15 protein-coding genes and 2 pseudogenes are annotated in these 16,003 nt (G+C 66.5%); 12 read left to right on the top strand and 5 right to left on the bottom strand.

The window, feature by feature from the left end; genetic code table 11:
* Positions 1 to 816: 816 nt before the first annotated feature.
* The 4 genes from DMP23_RS20855 to wecB form a co-directional block, all read right to left on the bottom strand.
* Positions 817 to 2,130: a glycosyltransferase family 2 protein gene (locus tag DMP23_RS20855; RefSeq protein ID WP_337822214.1), complete on the bottom strand. Its 1,314-nt coding sequence runs from the start codon at positions 2,128 to 2,130 to the stop codon at positions 817 to 819.
* Positions 2,127 to 2,309: a hypothetical protein gene (locus DMP23_RS20850; RefSeq protein ID WP_337822213.1), complete on the bottom strand. Its 183-nt coding sequence runs from the start codon at positions 2,307 to 2,309 to the stop codon at positions 2,127 to 2,129. Before DMP23_RS20850 ends, DMP23_RS20855 begins: the two co-directional genes overlap by 4 nt.
* 51 nt (positions 2,310 to 2,360) lie before the next feature.
* A complete protein-coding gene (locus DMP23_RS20845) occupies positions 2,361 to 3,779 on the bottom strand; it encodes a DUF2334 domain-containing protein (RefSeq protein ID WP_337822212.1) in 1,419 nt (472 codons plus the stop codon).
* A gap of 284 nt (positions 3,780 to 4,063) precedes the next feature.
* Positions 4,064 to 5,284, bottom strand: coding sequence for a non-hydrolyzing UDP-N-acetylglucosamine 2-epimerase (wecB, locus tag DMP23_RS20840; RefSeq protein ID WP_337822211.1), 1,221 nt, complete (start codon positions 5,282 to 5,284; stop codon positions 4,064 to 4,066).
* A gap of 586 nt (positions 5,285 to 5,870) precedes the next feature.
* Here wecB and DMP23_RS20835 point away from each other — a divergent pair.
* Positions 5,871 to 6,323, top strand: a complete 453-nt coding sequence (locus tag DMP23_RS20835; protein ID WP_337822210.1) for a hypothetical protein — start codon at positions 5,871 to 5,873, stop codon at positions 6,321 to 6,323.
* 347 nt (positions 6,324 to 6,670) lie between these two features.
* Here DMP23_RS20835 and DMP23_RS20830 read toward each other — a convergent pair whose 3' ends face one another.
* A complete protein-coding gene (locus tag DMP23_RS20830; protein ID WP_337822209.1) occupies positions 6,671 to 7,837 on the bottom strand; it encodes a CaiB/BaiF CoA transferase family protein in 1,167 nt (388 codons plus the stop codon).
* Positions 7,838 to 8,253: 416 nt separating this feature from the next.
* Between DMP23_RS20830 and DMP23_RS20825 the strand changes: the two genes are divergently transcribed.
* The 11 genes and pseudogenes from DMP23_RS20825 (at position 8,254) to DMP23_RS20780 (ending at position 15,658) form a co-directional block, all read left to right on the top strand.
* Positions 8,254 to 8,421 carry a hypothetical protein gene (locus DMP23_RS20825; RefSeq protein ID WP_337822208.1) on the top strand — a complete coding sequence of 56 codons (168 nt, stop codon included), beginning with the start codon at positions 8,254 to 8,256 and terminating at the stop codon, positions 8,419 to 8,421.
* A pseudogene (locus tag DMP23_RS20820) lies at positions 8,422 to 8,685 on the top strand (AMP-binding protein); the annotation flags it as partial. It lies immediately after the preceding gene.
* 284 nt (positions 8,686 to 8,969) lie between these two features.
* The gene (locus DMP23_RS20815; RefSeq protein ID WP_337822207.1) at positions 8,970 to 9,218 is read left to right on the top strand and encodes a hypothetical protein; all 249 of its coding nucleotides are present in this window, start codon (positions 8,970 to 8,972) and stop codon (positions 9,216 to 9,218) included.
* A gap of 44 nt (positions 9,219 to 9,262) precedes the next feature.
* A complete protein-coding gene (locus tag DMP23_RS20810) occupies positions 9,263 to 9,805 on the top strand; it encodes a TetR/AcrR family transcriptional regulator (protein WP_337822206.1) in 543 nt (180 codons plus the stop codon).
* A 337-nt stretch (positions 9,806 to 10,142) separates the two neighbouring features.
* Positions 10,143 to 10,382, top strand: a pseudogene (locus tag DMP23_RS48070) (SDR family NAD(P)-dependent oxidoreductase); the annotation flags it as partial.
* A 236-nt stretch (positions 10,383 to 10,618) separates the two neighbouring features.
* Positions 10,619 to 10,810, top strand: coding sequence for a hypothetical protein (locus DMP23_RS20805; RefSeq protein WP_337822205.1), 192 nt, complete (start codon positions 10,619 to 10,621; stop codon positions 10,808 to 10,810).
* Between the two features lie 13 nt (positions 10,811 to 10,823).
* The gene (locus tag DMP23_RS20800; RefSeq protein ID WP_337822204.1) at positions 10,824 to 12,005 is read left to right on the top strand and encodes a thiolase family protein; all 1,182 of its coding nucleotides are present in this window, start codon (positions 10,824 to 10,826) and stop codon (positions 12,003 to 12,005) included.
* 44 nt (positions 12,006 to 12,049) lie between these two features.
* Positions 12,050 to 12,793, top strand: a complete 744-nt coding sequence (locus DMP23_RS20795; RefSeq protein ID WP_337822203.1) for an SDR family NAD(P)-dependent oxidoreductase — start codon at positions 12,050 to 12,052, stop codon at positions 12,791 to 12,793.
* Between the two features lie 16 nt (positions 12,794 to 12,809).
* Positions 12,810 to 13,967: an acyl-CoA dehydrogenase family protein gene (locus DMP23_RS20790; protein ID WP_337822202.1), complete on the top strand. Its 1,158-nt coding sequence runs from the start codon at positions 12,810 to 12,812 to the stop codon at positions 13,965 to 13,967.
* 140 nt (positions 13,968 to 14,107) lie between these two features.
* Entirely contained in the window at positions 14,108 to 14,512 is a 405-nt protein-coding gene (locus tag DMP23_RS20785; RefSeq protein WP_337822201.1) for an ester cyclase, read from the top strand.
* 570 nt (positions 14,513 to 15,082) lie between these two features.
* The gene (locus tag DMP23_RS20780) at positions 15,083 to 15,658 is read left to right on the top strand and encodes a TetR/AcrR family transcriptional regulator (protein WP_337822200.1); all 576 of its coding nucleotides are present in this window, start codon (positions 15,083 to 15,085) and stop codon (positions 15,656 to 15,658) included.
* Positions 15,659 to 16,003: the final 345 nt, after the last annotated feature.

Raw genomic sequence — 16,003 nt, 5'->3', positions numbered from 1 at the left:
GGTGACCTCGTGTTCGGCAATCGCCGAACACGAGGTCACCGGGTCGAACGTCGGGATGATCACGTGGCTGCCGCCAGCGGCGACCATAACGCCCCTGGCCGCTCTCCGCAGCTATCGCGGCACGGGCCCGGGAGCGCTCGGTCGGCTGTTGGCGCGGGTCGTGATGATGCCAAGGGCAATACTTGGATCGAACCAGCTCTCGAATTGTCAGCCAGTCCGCCTCCGCGGGCAGTGCTTGCTGTGCAGTCGACACCGATGCGGATTCTCCGGCCGACAAGGTGACTCCGCGACCGTTGAGTGAGCACACTCGGGTCCGGCAGCAGGAGCCATAGGTGTTTGCCACGGCGGGCGTTTCGTATGGTCCGGCCCAGTGTTGAGGGCTCTACCGACATCGAATGGGAAGCCAGTCACCTGATGGGGTGGTATCCCAGCGCGTGCCGGTGGCATATCACCAAATCAATTGATACATGCACAGCCTTAGAATCGCCTGATGGTCAGATTTATGGGATACATGTCCATGTCAGCCCGGTTTGAGGCGTGTCGCAGCGGGCGGACCATGGCAGATTCGCAGATAGAGCACATATCGGTGTTGTTGCCCCGGTGACCCCGGATACCGCGCGCCGAAGTCCGGTAGATCATCGGGTGTGGCTCACTTTCCCTCTGGAGATATTTCGGCGGTGGCAGTCTCGGGTATAAACTGCGACGCGCGTGGGCGGATCGAATTGCCCCGGCTTTTAATGTTGTGAATAGCATTGATCAATGCTATCCCCCTGTGCGGTCGACGGGGGATTGCTGCATGTTGGCCAACCGGCAACGTCATGGCGTCAGCGTGGCTTGCTCGGGCCCACTCTCTGCGAGTCGTTCGGTTTTGGTCCACTTGTTGCGTCTTGTGGCGATCCGGAAAACTGCACGCCAGGTGGCAGCGACGCCCAGCAGGAGAAAACCCGGGTACGCGAGGCCAGCGAGCGCGGCACGTCGGAGCGGTTCGTCGCGGCGTCGGATCCAGAACACCAGGGCCCACATGAGGCCAGGGGCGACGAGGGCGGCGAGCCAGAGCCCGGCTGCCAGAGGAGCTGCGCTGGCGGCCGCGACCAGCCCGCCCATGGTGCCGCCGGTGAGCAGCGTGACCGGAACAAGGACCGCGAGGGCGGCTGAGAACAGGGACGCTGGCACCGTCAGCCACGGCATCACCAGGTAGACGAGAAAGTCGAGTAGGCCTGCGCCGGCGACGAACTTCGAAACCGCCAGGGCTCGCAGATGTCTCGCGCATTGCAAATTGCCTTGTGCCCAGCGCGTTCTTTGACGCAACAATCTGCGGATGTCCTCCAGGCCTTGCTGGGTGACCCAGGCGCGTTGCGTGTAGCGGATCCGGATCCCGGCCAGGTGCAACCGGAGGCCGAGCTCCAGGTCCTCGACCAAGCAGTCGGTCCACGGGGAGGGATGGAACTTCTCGAGCACTGGCAGCCGCGTGAACTGGCCGTTGCCTCCCATGCCGACGCTGCCGAGCAGATCACGCAAGGATTGTGAAGCGTCTGCGACGACGCCGAACTCGAGGTCTTGGAGCAGTCCGAGCAGCTTGCGCCGATTGTGGATCCGGACTCGGCATTGGACCGCACCGACGCCTCGTTCGCGCAACAGCGCGGCTACCTCGCGCAGGAGCCCGTCGCTCCCGCGGCCGTCGCCGTCGATGACCCCGACGACAGTTTGCATCCGGGTTTGTTCGCTTCGGGCGACCCCGGCGACGTAGCGGTAACCCGCATTGAGTGCTTCGCCCTTGCCTTGGCGGGCATACGGCGCTTCGCGCCGCATCACATGGAGGTGCGGGTGATCGATGCCGGAGACAACGCGTGCGGTGGAATCGTCTGATCCGTCGTCGACGACCAAGACTCGGACGGGTGTATCTGCGTCGCCCAGTTCGAGGGCACTTCGGACAGTCCTTTCGATCACTCGCTCCTCGTTGAGGGCTGGAATGATGATCCAGAATTGAAGCTGTGTGGTCCGGTCGCTGGCGGCAGTAGCGGTCGACGGCCGTCGCGGTGTGCGCCATGCGAAGAAGGCCAGTGCCAGATTCTGCACCGGCCACCACAGCAGGAGGACCAGCATCGGCCACGATGTCAGCACCGAGCTCATCGGGAATGTCGCCCTTTCCGGTCGCGGTCGGCGTGGCGCAGGGACCGGAGCGAACGCGCGAGGAGAACGGCGGCGGCGAGCGCGCTGACCGACACGAGCAGGTGCCATCCGCTGGCGGTCGCCGCGATCCCGGCCGCCACGGGGAGTGCAACGGGCACGATCGCCCGGTTCACAGACATCGTCTGTTTTCCTTCCTCGGAAGTGGATCAACCAGGTGCGAGCGGGCTTGATCAGCCGTGAGCGACATCGACGGGAGACACGAAGGTGTAGCCCGCGCCGGCGACGCCGTCTACGAGCTTCCGTAGCCCGTCGACGCCCAGGAACGGGTGGTAAAAGAAACTCACCACGCTGTCGCGGACGACTCGGTTCGCTCGCGCATCGGCCAGGATGTCTTCGACGGACCGGCTCGCGTGGTTGTTGAACACCGCCGGTGCGACATTGCCGACGTTCTCCGGGACTACGATCGCACCGTAAATGTCCCGCACAGGATACGGGAAGAACTGCCCGTAAACCTCGTCATACGACACAGAGGTGGAGCCGCACTTCCATTCTAGGCACTGTCCTGCGTAGTAGTTTCCTCGCTCGTACCGGGCAGCGAAAATCGACCCGGCCTCCTGATAATCGACTGCCGAGGCTCCGTAGTGGGGGAATTCGAACATCGTCGGCTGCGGCAACCCGACACGGGTGAATTCGTTGAGGCCGATCGCGATCCGGTTACGGAACCAGGTCGCGGAATCGTCGGGGACGGGGCCTCCCAGCAACACATTTCCGTTGGATTGAACAGATGCCCGGTAGAACTCGTAGTCGTCGGCGCTCACTGCCGAGTAGGGATTCGGCTTGTCGCCGTATTGGTGACTATAGCCATGCATGATCAAGTTTCCGCCGCGGTTGACCGAATCGCGAAGTACGCTGACGAGTTCCGGGCTGTCGACGAGACGCTGATAGGTGGGACGGCCTTGATTCGCCTTGCCTTGCGGATCGGCGTAATACGGGTAGACGGCGAGCGAGAACGGCACACCCCGGGTGATCAGGTAGTCCGTGATCTGACGCAGTTGCCGCGGGTCGGTGTGGGGGCCGACATCTTCGATGCGGACCAGCGAGCGTTTCCGCTCGGCCGTGTTCGGGGCGAGCGCGCCGAGGAGAATGTCTGCGGCGGCCAGGTAGCGGTCCTGAGTTCCGACATACGCGTACGGGAGCTCGGCCATGTACGTCAGATTCTTGCTGCGTACTGCCCATGCGGAGGTAGTCCCGTCGTCTGCACGAGCTACTGCGAGGACGTTGGCCCGCCTGCCGCCCGGTCCCAGCGAAACCCCCATCACGCCAGTGTCGGCGTGGGTATTGCGCTTGAGAGCGACTCCTTTGTAGTCGACGGTCGTCACCAGGTCCGTCCGGTATCCGGTCGCCTGCCATCCTAGTCTGCTCGCGAGTTCGGGCGAATCGGCGAACAATTGCCAGATGTTGCTTCCGATCCATACCACAGGCACCGTTCCGCGCGCAGCATCGCGGAGGAAGTCCCGCGAGAGCTCTCCGTCGTACACCGATCCGACATAGACAATCGCCTGGAACGACTTCGCGTCACCAGGTCGGTAGTCCGCGACTGGTCGCATCTGCCAGGAGGTCGCCCGAGACACGAGGTTCGCGGTGAACATCGCGTAAGCTTGAGCGCGTTGTGCTTCCGCTATCGCAGGAGGATTAGGGCGGTACCGCCTCCCGTCGTCGTAGAGCACCAGAGTGCGCCGGTCATCTCGGCCACCGGGGCCGGCTGCCCCGATTTTGACAGGATGCTCTGGCAGAGCGGCTGGCGATGCTGCGGGAGACCCGGTGTCGGCGTGACTCGCTGCGGTGACGACGGCCGCCGTCACCGCAGCGCCAACCACGACAAGAACGGAGGTCAGCCGCAGCCAGGCTGGCAGTCGCTTCGGTCCTCGTCGTTTCATTTCGCTTCCTCCATGGACGCTGCCGCGCCAAAGGGACGAGGTCGTACCGGAGTCATCTTCAGCAACCAGGCCAGGGCCTGCTCTGCTCGTTCGGCGGCGTGGCCATCGCCGAATGGATTCGTCTGCGCGCTCATCGCCGCATAGGCCAGGGGGTCGGACAATAGTTTCACTGCGGTGTCCACAATGCGCGCTTGATCCGTGCCGACGAGAGTTGCTGAACCTGCTTCGATGGCTTCGACGCGTTCCGTGGTGTCTCGCAACACGAGGACAGGCACTTTGAAGGTCGGTGCTTCCTCTTGGATGCCGCCTGAATCCGACAGCACCAGAGAACTTGCGGCGAGGACTGCGGCGGTTTGCTCATATGGCAGCGGATCGGTGACCACTACACGTTCCCTGCCGTCCAGCGCGGCGGAGACTGCTGTCCGAACTGCGGGATTCGGATGTGCTGGGAGCATGACTCGAACATCGGGTCGGAGCACCAGCAACTCGGCGATCGCCGCCAGGACTCGGTTGAGCGGCTCACCCCACGACTCGCGCCGATGGACGGTGACCAGCAATAGGCGGCATTGCCCGCGGGTGGCCGCTTCGACTGCTTCCGCCACAGCGGGATTGTCGAATTCCACGGCGTGATTCGTGACCCCAAGGATCGCGTCGACGACGGTATTGCCGGTGACAATTATGTCGCTTCCGCTCACCCCTTCTGCGTTCAGGTTGTCCGCGGCGGTCGTGGTCGGTGCCAAGTGGAGGCTTGACATCTGAGTGACCAGTCTGCGATTCATTTCCTCCGGAAAAGGGGCGTGAATGTTGAATGAACGCAGGCCAGCTTCAAGATGGACGATGGGGATCTTGTTCCAGAACCCAACAAGTGCGCCTGCCACCGTCGAGGTGGTGTCTCCTTGCACCACGATCGCGGCTGGTTGGCGCGTGTTCGCTAGCTCCTGGAGTTGGACAATGAGCTGGGAGAACAGTTCTGCCTGTCCTCCGTCTGCCCGGTCTAACGTCAACCGGACGTCGGGCGCAAGCGAAAAGGCCTTAAGTGCCTGGTCGACCATCTTGGCGTGCTGGCCAGTTGCAAGTATCAGTGGTCGCAGTCGCCCGGCGTTGCGGAGAGCGATCGCCATCGGCGCCATCTTGACCGCTTCGGGTCGAGTTCCCATGACCAGCCACACCGTTGGCGCGGAATCCCACTGTCGAAGGGATTCTCTGTCTTTCACCATCAAGCCACTCCCGTTCCAGGGCTGACGGCCCTGAGAGTTCCTTCGAAGAAAGAACGCGGACGAGCGCGAGGGAGCCGATGCGGGCCCTCCGCTCGATTCGCGCGTAACGAGGGAAATTCTAGGAAATACTACTTAATGCAACTTCACCCGCATGGGTGAAACCTACACGAGTGAATTACTTCACTCATACAGGTTGCAATATAGGTAAATTATCGCTCGGAGCACCCCGATGCGCAGTCGAGAATTTTGAGCGTCTTCACGATAGGGTTGGATCGGCACCCTGGGTGAGCTGAAGTCGTCCGGGCTGGCCATGATGCCGATTAACGCATGGAAGCGCTTATCCGGAGCAGGGGCGTGAGGAGCGCCGCGAGTTCGCTTGGACGGCCCGTCCGGCACGCAGGGCCGCTGGAAGCTTTTCCCGCCGACCTCGATGGGCGCATCCTCCGGCCGAGCGCTGCCTGTCCGGGGTGTCGCCGTGCAGCGTCGCCATAAGCTGGTTAATCGTGGTCGACGATATCTGTCAAGGTTCGGTAGGTTGGCGCCGGTCCGGAACATCTGCCCAACTCGAATCCGAGCAGGTGAAGCAGTGTATAACGAACTCGAATCAATTCCGCGATACCTCGCCGGAGACGCCGGTGCGGAGGAAGGGGAATGGGAACAAGGGGTTCGAGCTGGGAGCGTGGAAGCGTTCGAGAAACTTGTCGAACGCTACGCTCCCGCGGCCGCGACGATCATCTCTCGCCGAATCTCAGACGAGTGTGAGGTCGAGCGCCGGGTGATCGGGGCATTCTGCGCGGCCTGGCACGAGTTGCAGCGCCCGGCCTGTCCGCATCGTGATTTTCCTAAGGTGCTCGCCGGTGCTGTATCGCGCGCGGTCGCTGACCTCGAACCACCGGCGCGCGTGAGCCTGACATCGGGGGACGACGACGCGGGTTGGAACGGTGGGGTCGCCAGCGTGCAAATTGAGGACAACCTCGGCGGCAAGCTGCCGGAACCGGCATCACGCCCACGCGCCGCCACTGTGCCACGGTGCGGCTAGCCGTGCTCGCGAGCGAGCGCGCGCAGTTTTCCGCCGGTGGCAGATCGAGCGAGAGCACTGCGCGGCCACACGTTAGCGCTTGCTCCACGTGTCGTTTGGAGAGGCCGTACATCAAGTCCTCTTTGGACTTGATGCGGCAGCAGAGCGCGCCGCGCTGCAGACCGGCGGCGGTTCCCAGTTCGGCGACGCCGGTGGCGTGCTAGCCCTTGCGTGCAAAGATTTCGGCGGCCAACCGCAGGATCCGTTCCTGTGTGGACTCGCCCGAGGTGTCCCGGCGGCGTTCCATGGTTCGTCCCGTCCATCATCCGGCAGTACGAGCGTGTCGATCGGTCCACTAACCGCAATCTTCAGCGCACCGTGCCTGCTTCGAACAGTCTGGTGATCTCTTCGGTCGAGAATCCGTGCGCCGCCAGTACTTCGTTGCTGTGCGCACCCGGCGCGGCGGGAGGTCCCGGCAGAGCGGCAGGCGTGCCGCTGAACCGCGGTGCCGGCGCGGGCTGGCGCAAGCCGTGGGCTTCGGTGAACGTGCCGCGCGCCCGGTTGTGCGGGTGCTCGGCGACGTCGTCGAGGTCCAGCACGGGTCCGAAGCAGACATCGCGGTCACCTAGCAGTTCGGTCCACTCGTCGGCGGTGCGCTCGCGGAAGATCTTCTCCAGGCGGGCCCTAAGGTGCACCCACGCCGACGGGTCCGACCGGCCGCGCGCGAACTCTTCGTCGTCGAGGCCCAGCAGCCGGAGCAGTTCGTGGTGGAACTGCGGTTCGATCGAGCCGATGCTCACGTGCCGCCCGTCCGCGCACTCGTACACGCCGTAGAAGTGCGCGCCGCCGTCGAGCAGGTTCCCGCCGCGGCCTCCGGACCACAGTCCCTGCGCCCGCAACGCGTGCACGAACGTGGTGAGCAACGCTGTGCCGTCGACGATGGCGGCGTCCACGACCTGGCCCCTTCCGCTCTCGCGCGCGGCGAGCACGGCGGAGACGAGCCCGAACGCGAGCAGTATCGCGCCCCCGCCGAAATCGCCGAGCAGGTTCACCGGCAGAGCCGGCGGACCGTCCGCCGGACCCATGAGTCCGAGCGCTCCGGCCACGGCGATGTAGTTGACGTCGTGCCCGGCGCGAGCGGCGAGCGGTCCGTCCTGGCCCCAGCCGGTCATCCGGCCGTAAACCAGCTGCGGATTGCGGGCGAAGCACGCTTCGGGCCCGATTCCGAGGCGTTCCGCGACGCCCGGGCGGAACCCCTCGATCAGCACGTCGGCTGTCTCGGCCAGCCGAAGCGCCACACTGGCGGCACCCGGGTCTTTGAGATTGACGACGATCGACCGTTTCCCGCGCGTGAGCAGGTCGAACTCCGGGGCGAGGGGATTGCCTGGTTGGCCGCCGGGCCGGTCGACGCGCACGGCGTCCGCGCCGAGGTCGGCCAGCAGCATGCCGCAAAACGGTCCGGGCCCGATGCCCGCGAACTCGACCACCCGCATCCCGCTCAGCGGGCCGCGCCGGACCGGCGATGCCTCGTCCATATAGACCTCCAAAGGCCGGGGCGGCGAGCGGCACCACTCATCCGGGTGAAGACGGCTGATCCCCGGCGGTCAGGGATTGACTGGGTTAGCGGCCAGCCTACCGCTCGGCCGGAACAACAGTACTGACTGATCGGTACAAACTCCAGTCGGGCGATACGCGCCCGGCTGGAGCCGGGGGAGCCGCCGGCGATCGAGCGACGGTGGTGCGGGCCGGGGTAGGCGCGCCGGTCCCAGGACAACGCGGTGCCAAGTGACGCCTATTCAACAAATGTGCTTATCTGACAATGGAGTGGCGATGAGCGGAGGTCTTCTTCGCCGGCGACCCACGGTGTTCGCCTAGGCGCCGAAGGAACAGATCGTGCTGATCGTGGTCGTCGTGCTTTTCGCCGTGTTCGGCGTGACGCTCGATGGGTTTCATGCAGTTGTCCATCCTGGTGCGCAGTGTGTCGTCGCTCGGCATCCCCTGGGTCGAGAGGGTGCTGGTGATTTCTCCCAGCAAGGGCTTTGACTCGGACCGGTTCCTCGCGACGGTGGCGCGCAAGCGGGTGACGTCGGTGCTGCTCGTGCCTACGGTCCTCAACTGAGTGCTCGCGCACCGCGGCGATACGGGTCACGACCTGTCGTCGCTGCGGCTGGTTTGCAGCGGCGGCGAACCCGTGCCGCTCGCAGCGATCCGCGACGCGGCAGGGCGGCTGTCGCCGTGTGATCTGGTGCAGGTCTACGGCATGAGCGAGTTTCCGACGATGATGCTCTACCTCGACGCACGGTATTCGGCGGAGAAGATCGGGTCGGCCGGCCGCGCGAGCAGAGCCGCCGCGAGCCACGTGGTTGACGAGCATGGCCGCGATGCTCCGCAGGGGGAGGTCGGTGAGATCAACTGCCGCTCTCCGGCGTCGATGATCGGGTACTGCGGTCAGGCCGCGGCGGTGACGGTCGGAGCCGGGCGGCTGCACGCCGGCGACCTCGCGCACATCGACGAGGATTGGTTCGGCCTCGTGTCGGGGCTGTCGAAGGACATGATCATCACCGGCGGGCTCAATGTGTATCCGGTCGAGGGGGAACGCGCGCTCGCGCAGCACCCGGACGTGCTGGAGTCGGCGTCGAGGACGCGGCGTGGGGCGAGGCCGGCTCGGTGCCGGTCGTGCTGCGCCCCGGAACCGATCTCGATCCCGACGCACTGGTCCCGCATCTCCAAGAGGAGCTGGCCACGTTCAAAGCGCCGCGTAGGTTCAGCTTCACTGGGGTGCCGTTGCCCCGCACGACGTCGGGCAAGGTGCAGAAGTTTCTGGTTCGAGAACGCCTCGACCCGCCGCGATGCCGTCCCCGCGCTCCTTCTCGCCCGGTTCCGGATATCCTTGGATCGTTCGGTCCGCGAGGGTGAAGGCGGTTATGACGGCAACGGGATTCGAGGCGAACCGAGCCCGCGTGATCAGCATCGCGGCCGACCTGTTCGCCCGGAACGGCTACCATGGCACCGGGATCGCGGAACTCGGCACTGCCGTCGGCCTCGGCCGAGGCGCGCTGTATCACTACATCGGCAGCAAGGAGGCCGTGCTCTACGCGATCAGTAAAGAGCAGGTCGATTCGATGAACGCCTTCGCCGAACAGTTGCTCGACCGGGATCTCGAAGCCGAAGAGTTGCTGCGTCAGATGGCGCGTGGGCTGCTGCGCAACATCGCCGAGCACCGCGCGGAGTGGGCTGTGTTCTTCCGCGAGTACACCGCGCTCACGGGGGAGCGGCGTGACCACGTTATCACCGCGCGCGAACGCTACGAGGGGTACTGGCGCCAGGCTCTGGACAACGGTGTGCGCGCGAAGGTGCTCCGCCAGACGCCGCGGCTGTTGGTGAAGGGTATTCTCGGCATGCTGAACTACACCTACCTCTGGTACGAGTCGGGCGGCGAACTGACGCCCGACGAGGTTGCGGACATGTTCCTCGATGCCCTGATCGAGGGCATCCGCGCCTGATGCGCCCCGCTCCGACGAACGCCCGTTGAGCCGGGCGCGCCGAACCTGCGCGCACGTGCCTGCGGCACGGGACCTGAGCCTCGACCGCAGCGAAAGCCACTGTGGTCAGGGTTGCTTCTCTTTTGTGTCCGCCACGCCCGGATAGCGTTCTTTTCCGTGGTGTTCCGGAATTCGTGTGATCCAGTCACGCTTGTACCGACCGGTCTATACAGCGTACTGTCGGTGGTAATCCAACGACGGGTCACGAGAGGGACCATGACGATGAAGCTCGCGTGCGCGCTGGTCGCCGACGGCATCGGCCGGGAAGTGGTGCGGCGGCTGGCCGGGCAAGGACTCCATGTCGCGGACGTGGCCCCGCAGGGTCGCTGCCGAGGCTGGCGGCACGGCGGTGGTGCTGGACGTCGGCGACCCGGCTTCGTGGGACGGTGTCGTGCGCGCGGTCGAGACCGCCGGGCTTCCGCTGGACGCAGTAGCGCTCAACGCGGGAGTCGCATTCGGGGAAGCCGAGCTGCGAGAGGTCGGCCTTGCCGTCTCCCGACGGGCCTTCGCGGTGAACGTCGACGGGCTGCGCGCGCTGGAGCCGGTGCTGGCCGGGGGAGCGAACGTGGTGGCCACGGCTTCGCTGGCCGGACTCCGCTGCAGCGCCCTTCGACCCCGTCTGCGCGGCGACGTAACATGCCGTGATCGGGCTGATCCGCAGTTACGCACCGATGCTCGCTGCCCGCGGTGTCGGCCTCCGCGCCGTGTGCCCGGGGCTTGTCGGCACCGCGTTCTACGGCCCGAACTCGACCGGATGGGTTCCCGCTCCTCGCTGTGGCCGAGGTGGCCGCCGCGCTCGTCGCGTGCACGACCGGTGCGGCGCTCGGCGAGGTCGTGGTCGTGCGGCCCGGCTGGGAGCCACTGCCGCTCCGCTTCCCCGGCGTGCCCGGAAGGGCGTACCGGGGGGAAGCAATGCCCGCCCTGCTGGCCCGGCGGCCGATCGGCACCCGCCGGACCTCACTCTGACCCGGAGGAACCCATGAGTTCACCTCGTGAAGCGGTAGTCGTCGACGTGCTGCGCACGCCCGTCGGCAAGGGCAAGAAAGGGGGCGCGCTCTCGCACGTGCACCCCGTGGACCTGCTCGCCGACGTGCTCGCCGAGCTGGTGCGCCGCAGCGACCTCGACCCTGCGCTCGTCGACGACGTGATCGCCGGCTGCGTGACCAAGGCGGGGGAGCAGGCGGTGAACCCGGCCCGCAGCGCCGTGCTCGCCGCCGGGTTTCCGCTGTCGGTGCCGGCTACCACGGTCGACCGGCAGTGCGGGTCGACCCAGCAGGCCGTGCACTTCGCTGCTCACGCGATCCAGGCCGGTGCGGCTGACGTGGTGATCGCCTGCGGCGTCGAGTCGATGTCGCGCGTGCCGATGCACTCCGACGCGCAGGGAGTGGACCACCTCGGGCCGCGCGTCGCGGAGCGGTTCCCGGGCGGCGGACTGATCGGCCAAGGGCTCTCGGCCGAGCTGATCTGCTCCCGGTGGAGCCTGAGCCGCGCGGAATTCGACGAGTTCTCCGCCGAGTCGCACCGGCGCGCGGTCGCCGCGCAACCGCTGTTCGGGCCGGACCTGCTCACCGTCGCCGAAGCGCCGGACCACGTCGCCGACGAGACGGTCCGCCCGTCGACCACAGCCGAGGGACTCGCGGGCCTTCGCCCGTCCTTCGTGGACGAGCGGGCGCGGCACCGGTTCCCGGAGATCGACTGGAAGATCACGCCGGGCAATTCCTCGCCGCTGACCGACGGTGCCGCCGGGGTGCTCGTGATGAGTGCCGCGAAGGCCCAGGCGCTGGGGTTGACCCCGCGTGCCCGCATCCACGCGACTGCGGTGGTCGGCGATGACCCGATCGTGATGCTCATGGGTGTAGTCCCGGCCACCCGCGCCGTGCTGGAGCGCTCGGGACTCGGTGTCGACGACATCGACCTGTTCGAGGTCAACGAAGCGTTCGCGCCAGTGCCGCTTGCCTGGCAGCGCGAGCTCAAGGTGGACCACGAGCGCCTGAACGTGCACGGCGGCGCCATCGCCCTCGGACATCCTCTCGGCGCGAGCGGGGCCCGGATCCTGACCACGCTCGTCGGCGCGCTCGTACAGCGCGGGGCTCGCTTCGGGTTGCAGACGATGTGCGAGTGGGGCGGCATGGCCAACGCCACGATTATTGAACGTCTCTGATAATGTCACACTCTTCCGTATGGACTGATCGATACAATAATTCTATGAACGCAGAAGACACCACGAATGATCGGGTCGTCTTGGTCACTGGCGCCTCTCGGGGCATCGGTGCCGGCGTCGCTCGGCAACTGCTCGGCCGGGGCCTGCGGGTCGCGGGCACTTATCGCTCCGGCGGAGATCTCGTCGAGAAGCTGGCGGCGGGCGCGCCAGGGCGCGTGCTGCCGGTAGCGTTCGACCTCGCCGCACCGGATATGGCGGAGACGCTCGTCGCGCATGTCGCGGGGCACTGGGGCAGGCTCGACTCGCTCGTGCTCAACGCCGCCGTGTGGCGGGGCGGCAAGCTCGCCCGCATCGATCCAGGCGACTGGTGGCGCGTGATCGAGGACAACCTGCGCAGCACGGCGGCGCTCGTGCGCGCGGCGATCCCGCGGCTGATCGAAGGAGAAAACCCCAGCGTTGTGCTGGTCGGCTCTGCCGTCGGCTCCGTCGGGTTTCCCGGTGACACCGCGTACGCGAGCGTGAAGGCGGCGGCGATCGGCTTCGCGCGCTCGCTGGCCAAGGAGCTCGCGCCGCAGGGCGTGCGCGTGAACGTGCTGGCACCGGGGTTCGTCGAGACCGACATGACCGCCGCCATCCCGGACGGCGCGCGGCAGCGGATCGCCGAGGCCACCCTGCTGGGTCGTTTCGGCACCGTCGAGGAGATCGCCAGCGCGGCGGTGTTCCTCGCCGAGGATGCCACTTTCTGTACCGGCGCGGTGCTCGCCGCCGACGGCGGCTGGACGTTGTGAAACCAAGGAGGAAATCGTGAACGCTGGCGTGCCCGAAGACGAATACCGCAAGCTGCGCGACGACGTCTTCGCGACGATCTGGAACGAGCTCGATCCGCTCGAGGAGCAGATCGAGAACACGGAACACTTGCCGTACGACGTCGTGTTGCCCGCATTGCGCTCGTGTGGCGCGTTCGGGCTGATCATTCCTCGCGAGTACGGCGGCGCGGGCTTGTCGATCGCCCAGTACCTGCCGATTCTCGCCGAGTTCGCCAAGATCCAGGGCGGCATCCGGGCGGTCGTTCATGTGCACAACTCCTTCGCCCACGCGCTTTCGGAGTTCGGCGGGGAGGAGCACAAGAAAGAGATCCTGCCGGGCGCGGCGACCGGCGGGAAGTCGCTTGCGTTCGCGCTCACCGAGCCCGGCAACGGCACCGGAGCCGACCTGTCGACGACCGCACGGCGCGAGGGCGATGAGTACGTGCTCAACGGCCGCAAGTGGCTCATCACCAACTCCGACATCGCGTCGCATTTCCTGGTGTTCGCGAAGACGTCCGAAAAGGACGTCTCCGCGATCATCGTGCCGCGTGAGACGCCGGGCTTCACCATCAAGCCGCTGCCGGAGACCATGGGCTGCAAGGGCGCCGAGCACGGTGAGCTGACGTTCGCCGACGTGCGTGTGCCGGCGTCGGCACTCGTAGGTGCCGAGGGCGAGGGCGGCGCACACTTGGAGCGGGCGCTGGAGATCAGCCGTGTGTTCATTGCCGCATCGTCGCTCGGCACCGCTTCGCGCGTGCTGGAGCTTTCCCTGAAGTACGCGAAGGAACGAGTGACGTTCGGCAAGCCCATCGCGTCGCGGCAAGCGATCCAGCGGTACCTCGCGGAGATGGCGGCGGACGTCTACGCGCTGCGGGGCATGCTCGCCGACACCGCGGCCAAGTGGGACGCCGGCAAGCGGATTCCGGCGGAGTCGTCGCTGCTGAAGCAGTTCGGGCTCGAAGCCGTCGGGCGCGTCACGGACCGGGCGTTGCTGGTGCACGGCGGCATCGGCTACACCCGCAAGTATCCGATCGAACGCCTCTACCGCGACGCGCGGCTGAACTGGCTCGAAGAGGGCACTCCGACGATCCAGTACATGGTCGCCGCCCGGGAACTGCTGGAGGGCTACGAGTTCGCCGACGCCTTTTCGCTCTGAGGTCTCCTCGCGCAACCGGGGCCGGGTGCGTTCGGGCGTCCGGCCCCGGTTGCGTGTGGCGCTGGTCGCAAACGGATGGCCAGGCCGGGTTCCGCCGTTATCTTTGACAGGACTGTCAAAGATAGGCTCGGGAGGCTCGGATGACGAACTCGGTGGAACTGGTCGAATCGTTCTGGGACCAGGTCTGGAACGCCCACAACCCGCAAGCGGCCGACGATTTCGTCGTCGAGGACTTCGTGATCACCAACGCGGGCGTGCGAATCGAGGGGCGCGAGAACTTCAAGACGTGGATCCAGGCGCTCCTCGACCAGGTCGACTGCCTGCGACTGGAGGTTGTCGAGACGTTCCAGAACCACGATGGCAGCCGGGTGGCGTCGCGTTGGCACGTGCACGGGCGAAACAACGGCGTGCTAGGCACCGAACCCGACGGGCGGCCGATCTCCTTCAGCGGCACGGCCGTGTGGGAGATCGAGGACGGCAAGCTCGTGCACAACCATGTCGAGCGCGCTTCGTGGGAACTCCGCCAACGGCTCGATGCCGCCTGACGCCTTAGTTCGGGCCGGATCCCCGGCGGCCTGCGGGCCGGGCGGTGAGCGGCGGGCTGATGGGGATGCGCGTCGTGCCCGAGCCGCCAGCCTCCTCGCTGGCGGGGAGGGATGCCGCGGGAGGCATCGTTCGTTCGCGGTCGGAGTTGCCGGTGCGGGCATGCGCGGCGGGCGGAATGGCCGCGTCGTTCGGGACTCCGCTTGCGCGACCGCTCAAGGTCCTATGGCCTCGGCTGACGGAGACGTCCCCCGCGGCGGCTGTCGGTGCGCTGCGGGGGCGACGAATGCCGCCGGGGCAGCGGGTATGAGTTTCCTGCGCCGTCGTTGCCCGGGGTTCCGTATGCTGCGGCGCTAGCCGAGGTGCTCTGGTGGCGATGTCGTCCGCGGCTGCCGCTGATCGAGTCGGCGGGCCTGCCGTGCGCTCGTGCCTCGGAGATCGTGCTCGCGGTGGAAGCGAATGCGCTTGACCTGCTGGCCCCGGTCCCTCTGGTTGGCGCGCTCGCTTGAGCCGCAGGAATCACCTAGGCACCGCGGCACCTAGGTGCGTAGCCTGATTTTGGAGGTGTACCCATGGCCGGTGTCCGGCAGTTCGACGAACGCGTGGCGCTGGAACGCGCGCTCGACTTGTTCAAGGAGCGCGGATTCCGTGCGACGTCGATGCCCGAACTCGCCGCGGCCACGGGTGTCCAGCGCGGCTCGCTCTACCACGCGTACGGCGGCAAGGAGGAGATTTTCCTGTGCGCCTTCGACGCGTACGCCACGGGCTTCCTTGCCGGTGCCACCGCCGCGCTCGGTCGGCCTAGCCGCCGCGAGGCGCTGCTGTCGCTGTTTGACTACTGCATCGCGACTTTCGCTGGCGGCACCCCCGCTCACGGCTGCCTCTCCACCCGAACCGCCGTCGAAGCCGCCACCGAGTCGCCCCGCGCGGAAACCGCCGTGCGCGCGATGCTCGACCGGCTTGAGGAGATCGTGTGCACCCGGCTCGCGGAACTGCCGGAAACGCCGTCGCCCCTCGACCCCCGTGCCGCGGCCCGTCTCGTCGTCGCTACTACCCGCGGCCTGGCTGTGATGGAACGCGCGACTTACGACGCGGACGAACTGCGGGCTATCGCGCGGACCTTGGTGAGAGCGCTTCTCGGTGCCTGAGCAGGCAGTGGTGGCCGCAACTGGTTTGTACCGATAGGTCTAACGTGGTAAAACCAGTCCGGAACGACCCAGATCCATGGCGTACGCCACGCGGACTGCGCGAGACACGCGGTATGCCGGTCAGTGCGCGACGGGCGCATTTGCCAGGAGGAGGCATCGTTGGCGACCGAACAGAAGACCGCGCTCAGCAGTCGGTGCGACATCCTGCCTTCCGAGTCGGTGCTCTTCGGGCCAGGGGTGTCCGGATCGCTAGCTGCGGAATGCGAAAAGCGAGCGATATTGAGCCTGCTGGTCGTCGCTTCGCCCAGCCTGGCACGGGCCATCGACGTGCGGGGCCGGTTCGAC

Origin of the sequence: Amycolatopsis sp. A1MSW2902, assembly GCF_017312175.1 — a bacterium.
Lineage (GTDB): Bacteria > Actinomycetota > Actinomycetes > Mycobacteriales > Pseudonocardiaceae > Amycolatopsis > Amycolatopsis nivea.
Note: the sequence above shows the minus strand (reverse complement) of the source record. Positions and strands in the feature narration are given on the sequence as shown.

Coding starts and splice junctions, on each gene's coding strand:
- DMP23_RS20855 (WP_337822214.1), bottom strand. CDS start 2,130: ATGAGCTCGGTGCTGACATCGTGGCCGATGCTGGTCCTCCTGCTGTGG.
- DMP23_RS20850 (WP_337822213.1), bottom strand. CDS start 2,309: ATGTCTGTGAACCGGGCGATCGTGCCCGTTGCACTCCCCGTGGCGGCC.
- DMP23_RS20845 (WP_337822212.1), bottom strand. CDS start 3,779: ATGTTCACCGCGAACCTCGTGTCTCGGGCGACCTCCTGGCAGATGCGA.
- wecB (WP_337822211.1), bottom strand. CDS start 5,284: ATGGTGAAAGACAGAGAATCCCTTCGACAGTGGGATTCCGCGCCAACG.
- DMP23_RS20830 (WP_337822209.1), bottom strand. CDS start 7,837: ATGGACGAGGCATCGCCGGTCCGGCGCGGCCCGCTGAGCGGGATGCGG.
- DMP23_RS20825 (WP_337822208.1), top strand. CDS start 8,254: ATGCAGTTGTCCATCCTGGTGCGCAGTGTGTCGTCGCTCGGCATCCCC.
- DMP23_RS20800 (WP_337822204.1), top strand. CDS start 10,824: ATGAGTTCACCTCGTGAAGCGGTAGTCGTCGACGTGCTGCGCACGCCC.
- DMP23_RS20795 (WP_337822203.1), top strand. CDS start 12,050: ATGAACGCAGAAGACACCACGAATGATCGGGTCGTCTTGGTCACTGGC.
- DMP23_RS20785 (WP_337822201.1), top strand. CDS start 14,108: ATGACGAACTCGGTGGAACTGGTCGAATCGTTCTGGGACCAGGTCTGG.
- DMP23_RS20780 (WP_337822200.1), top strand. CDS start 15,083: ATGGCCGGTGTCCGGCAGTTCGACGAACGCGTGGCGCTGGAACGCGCG.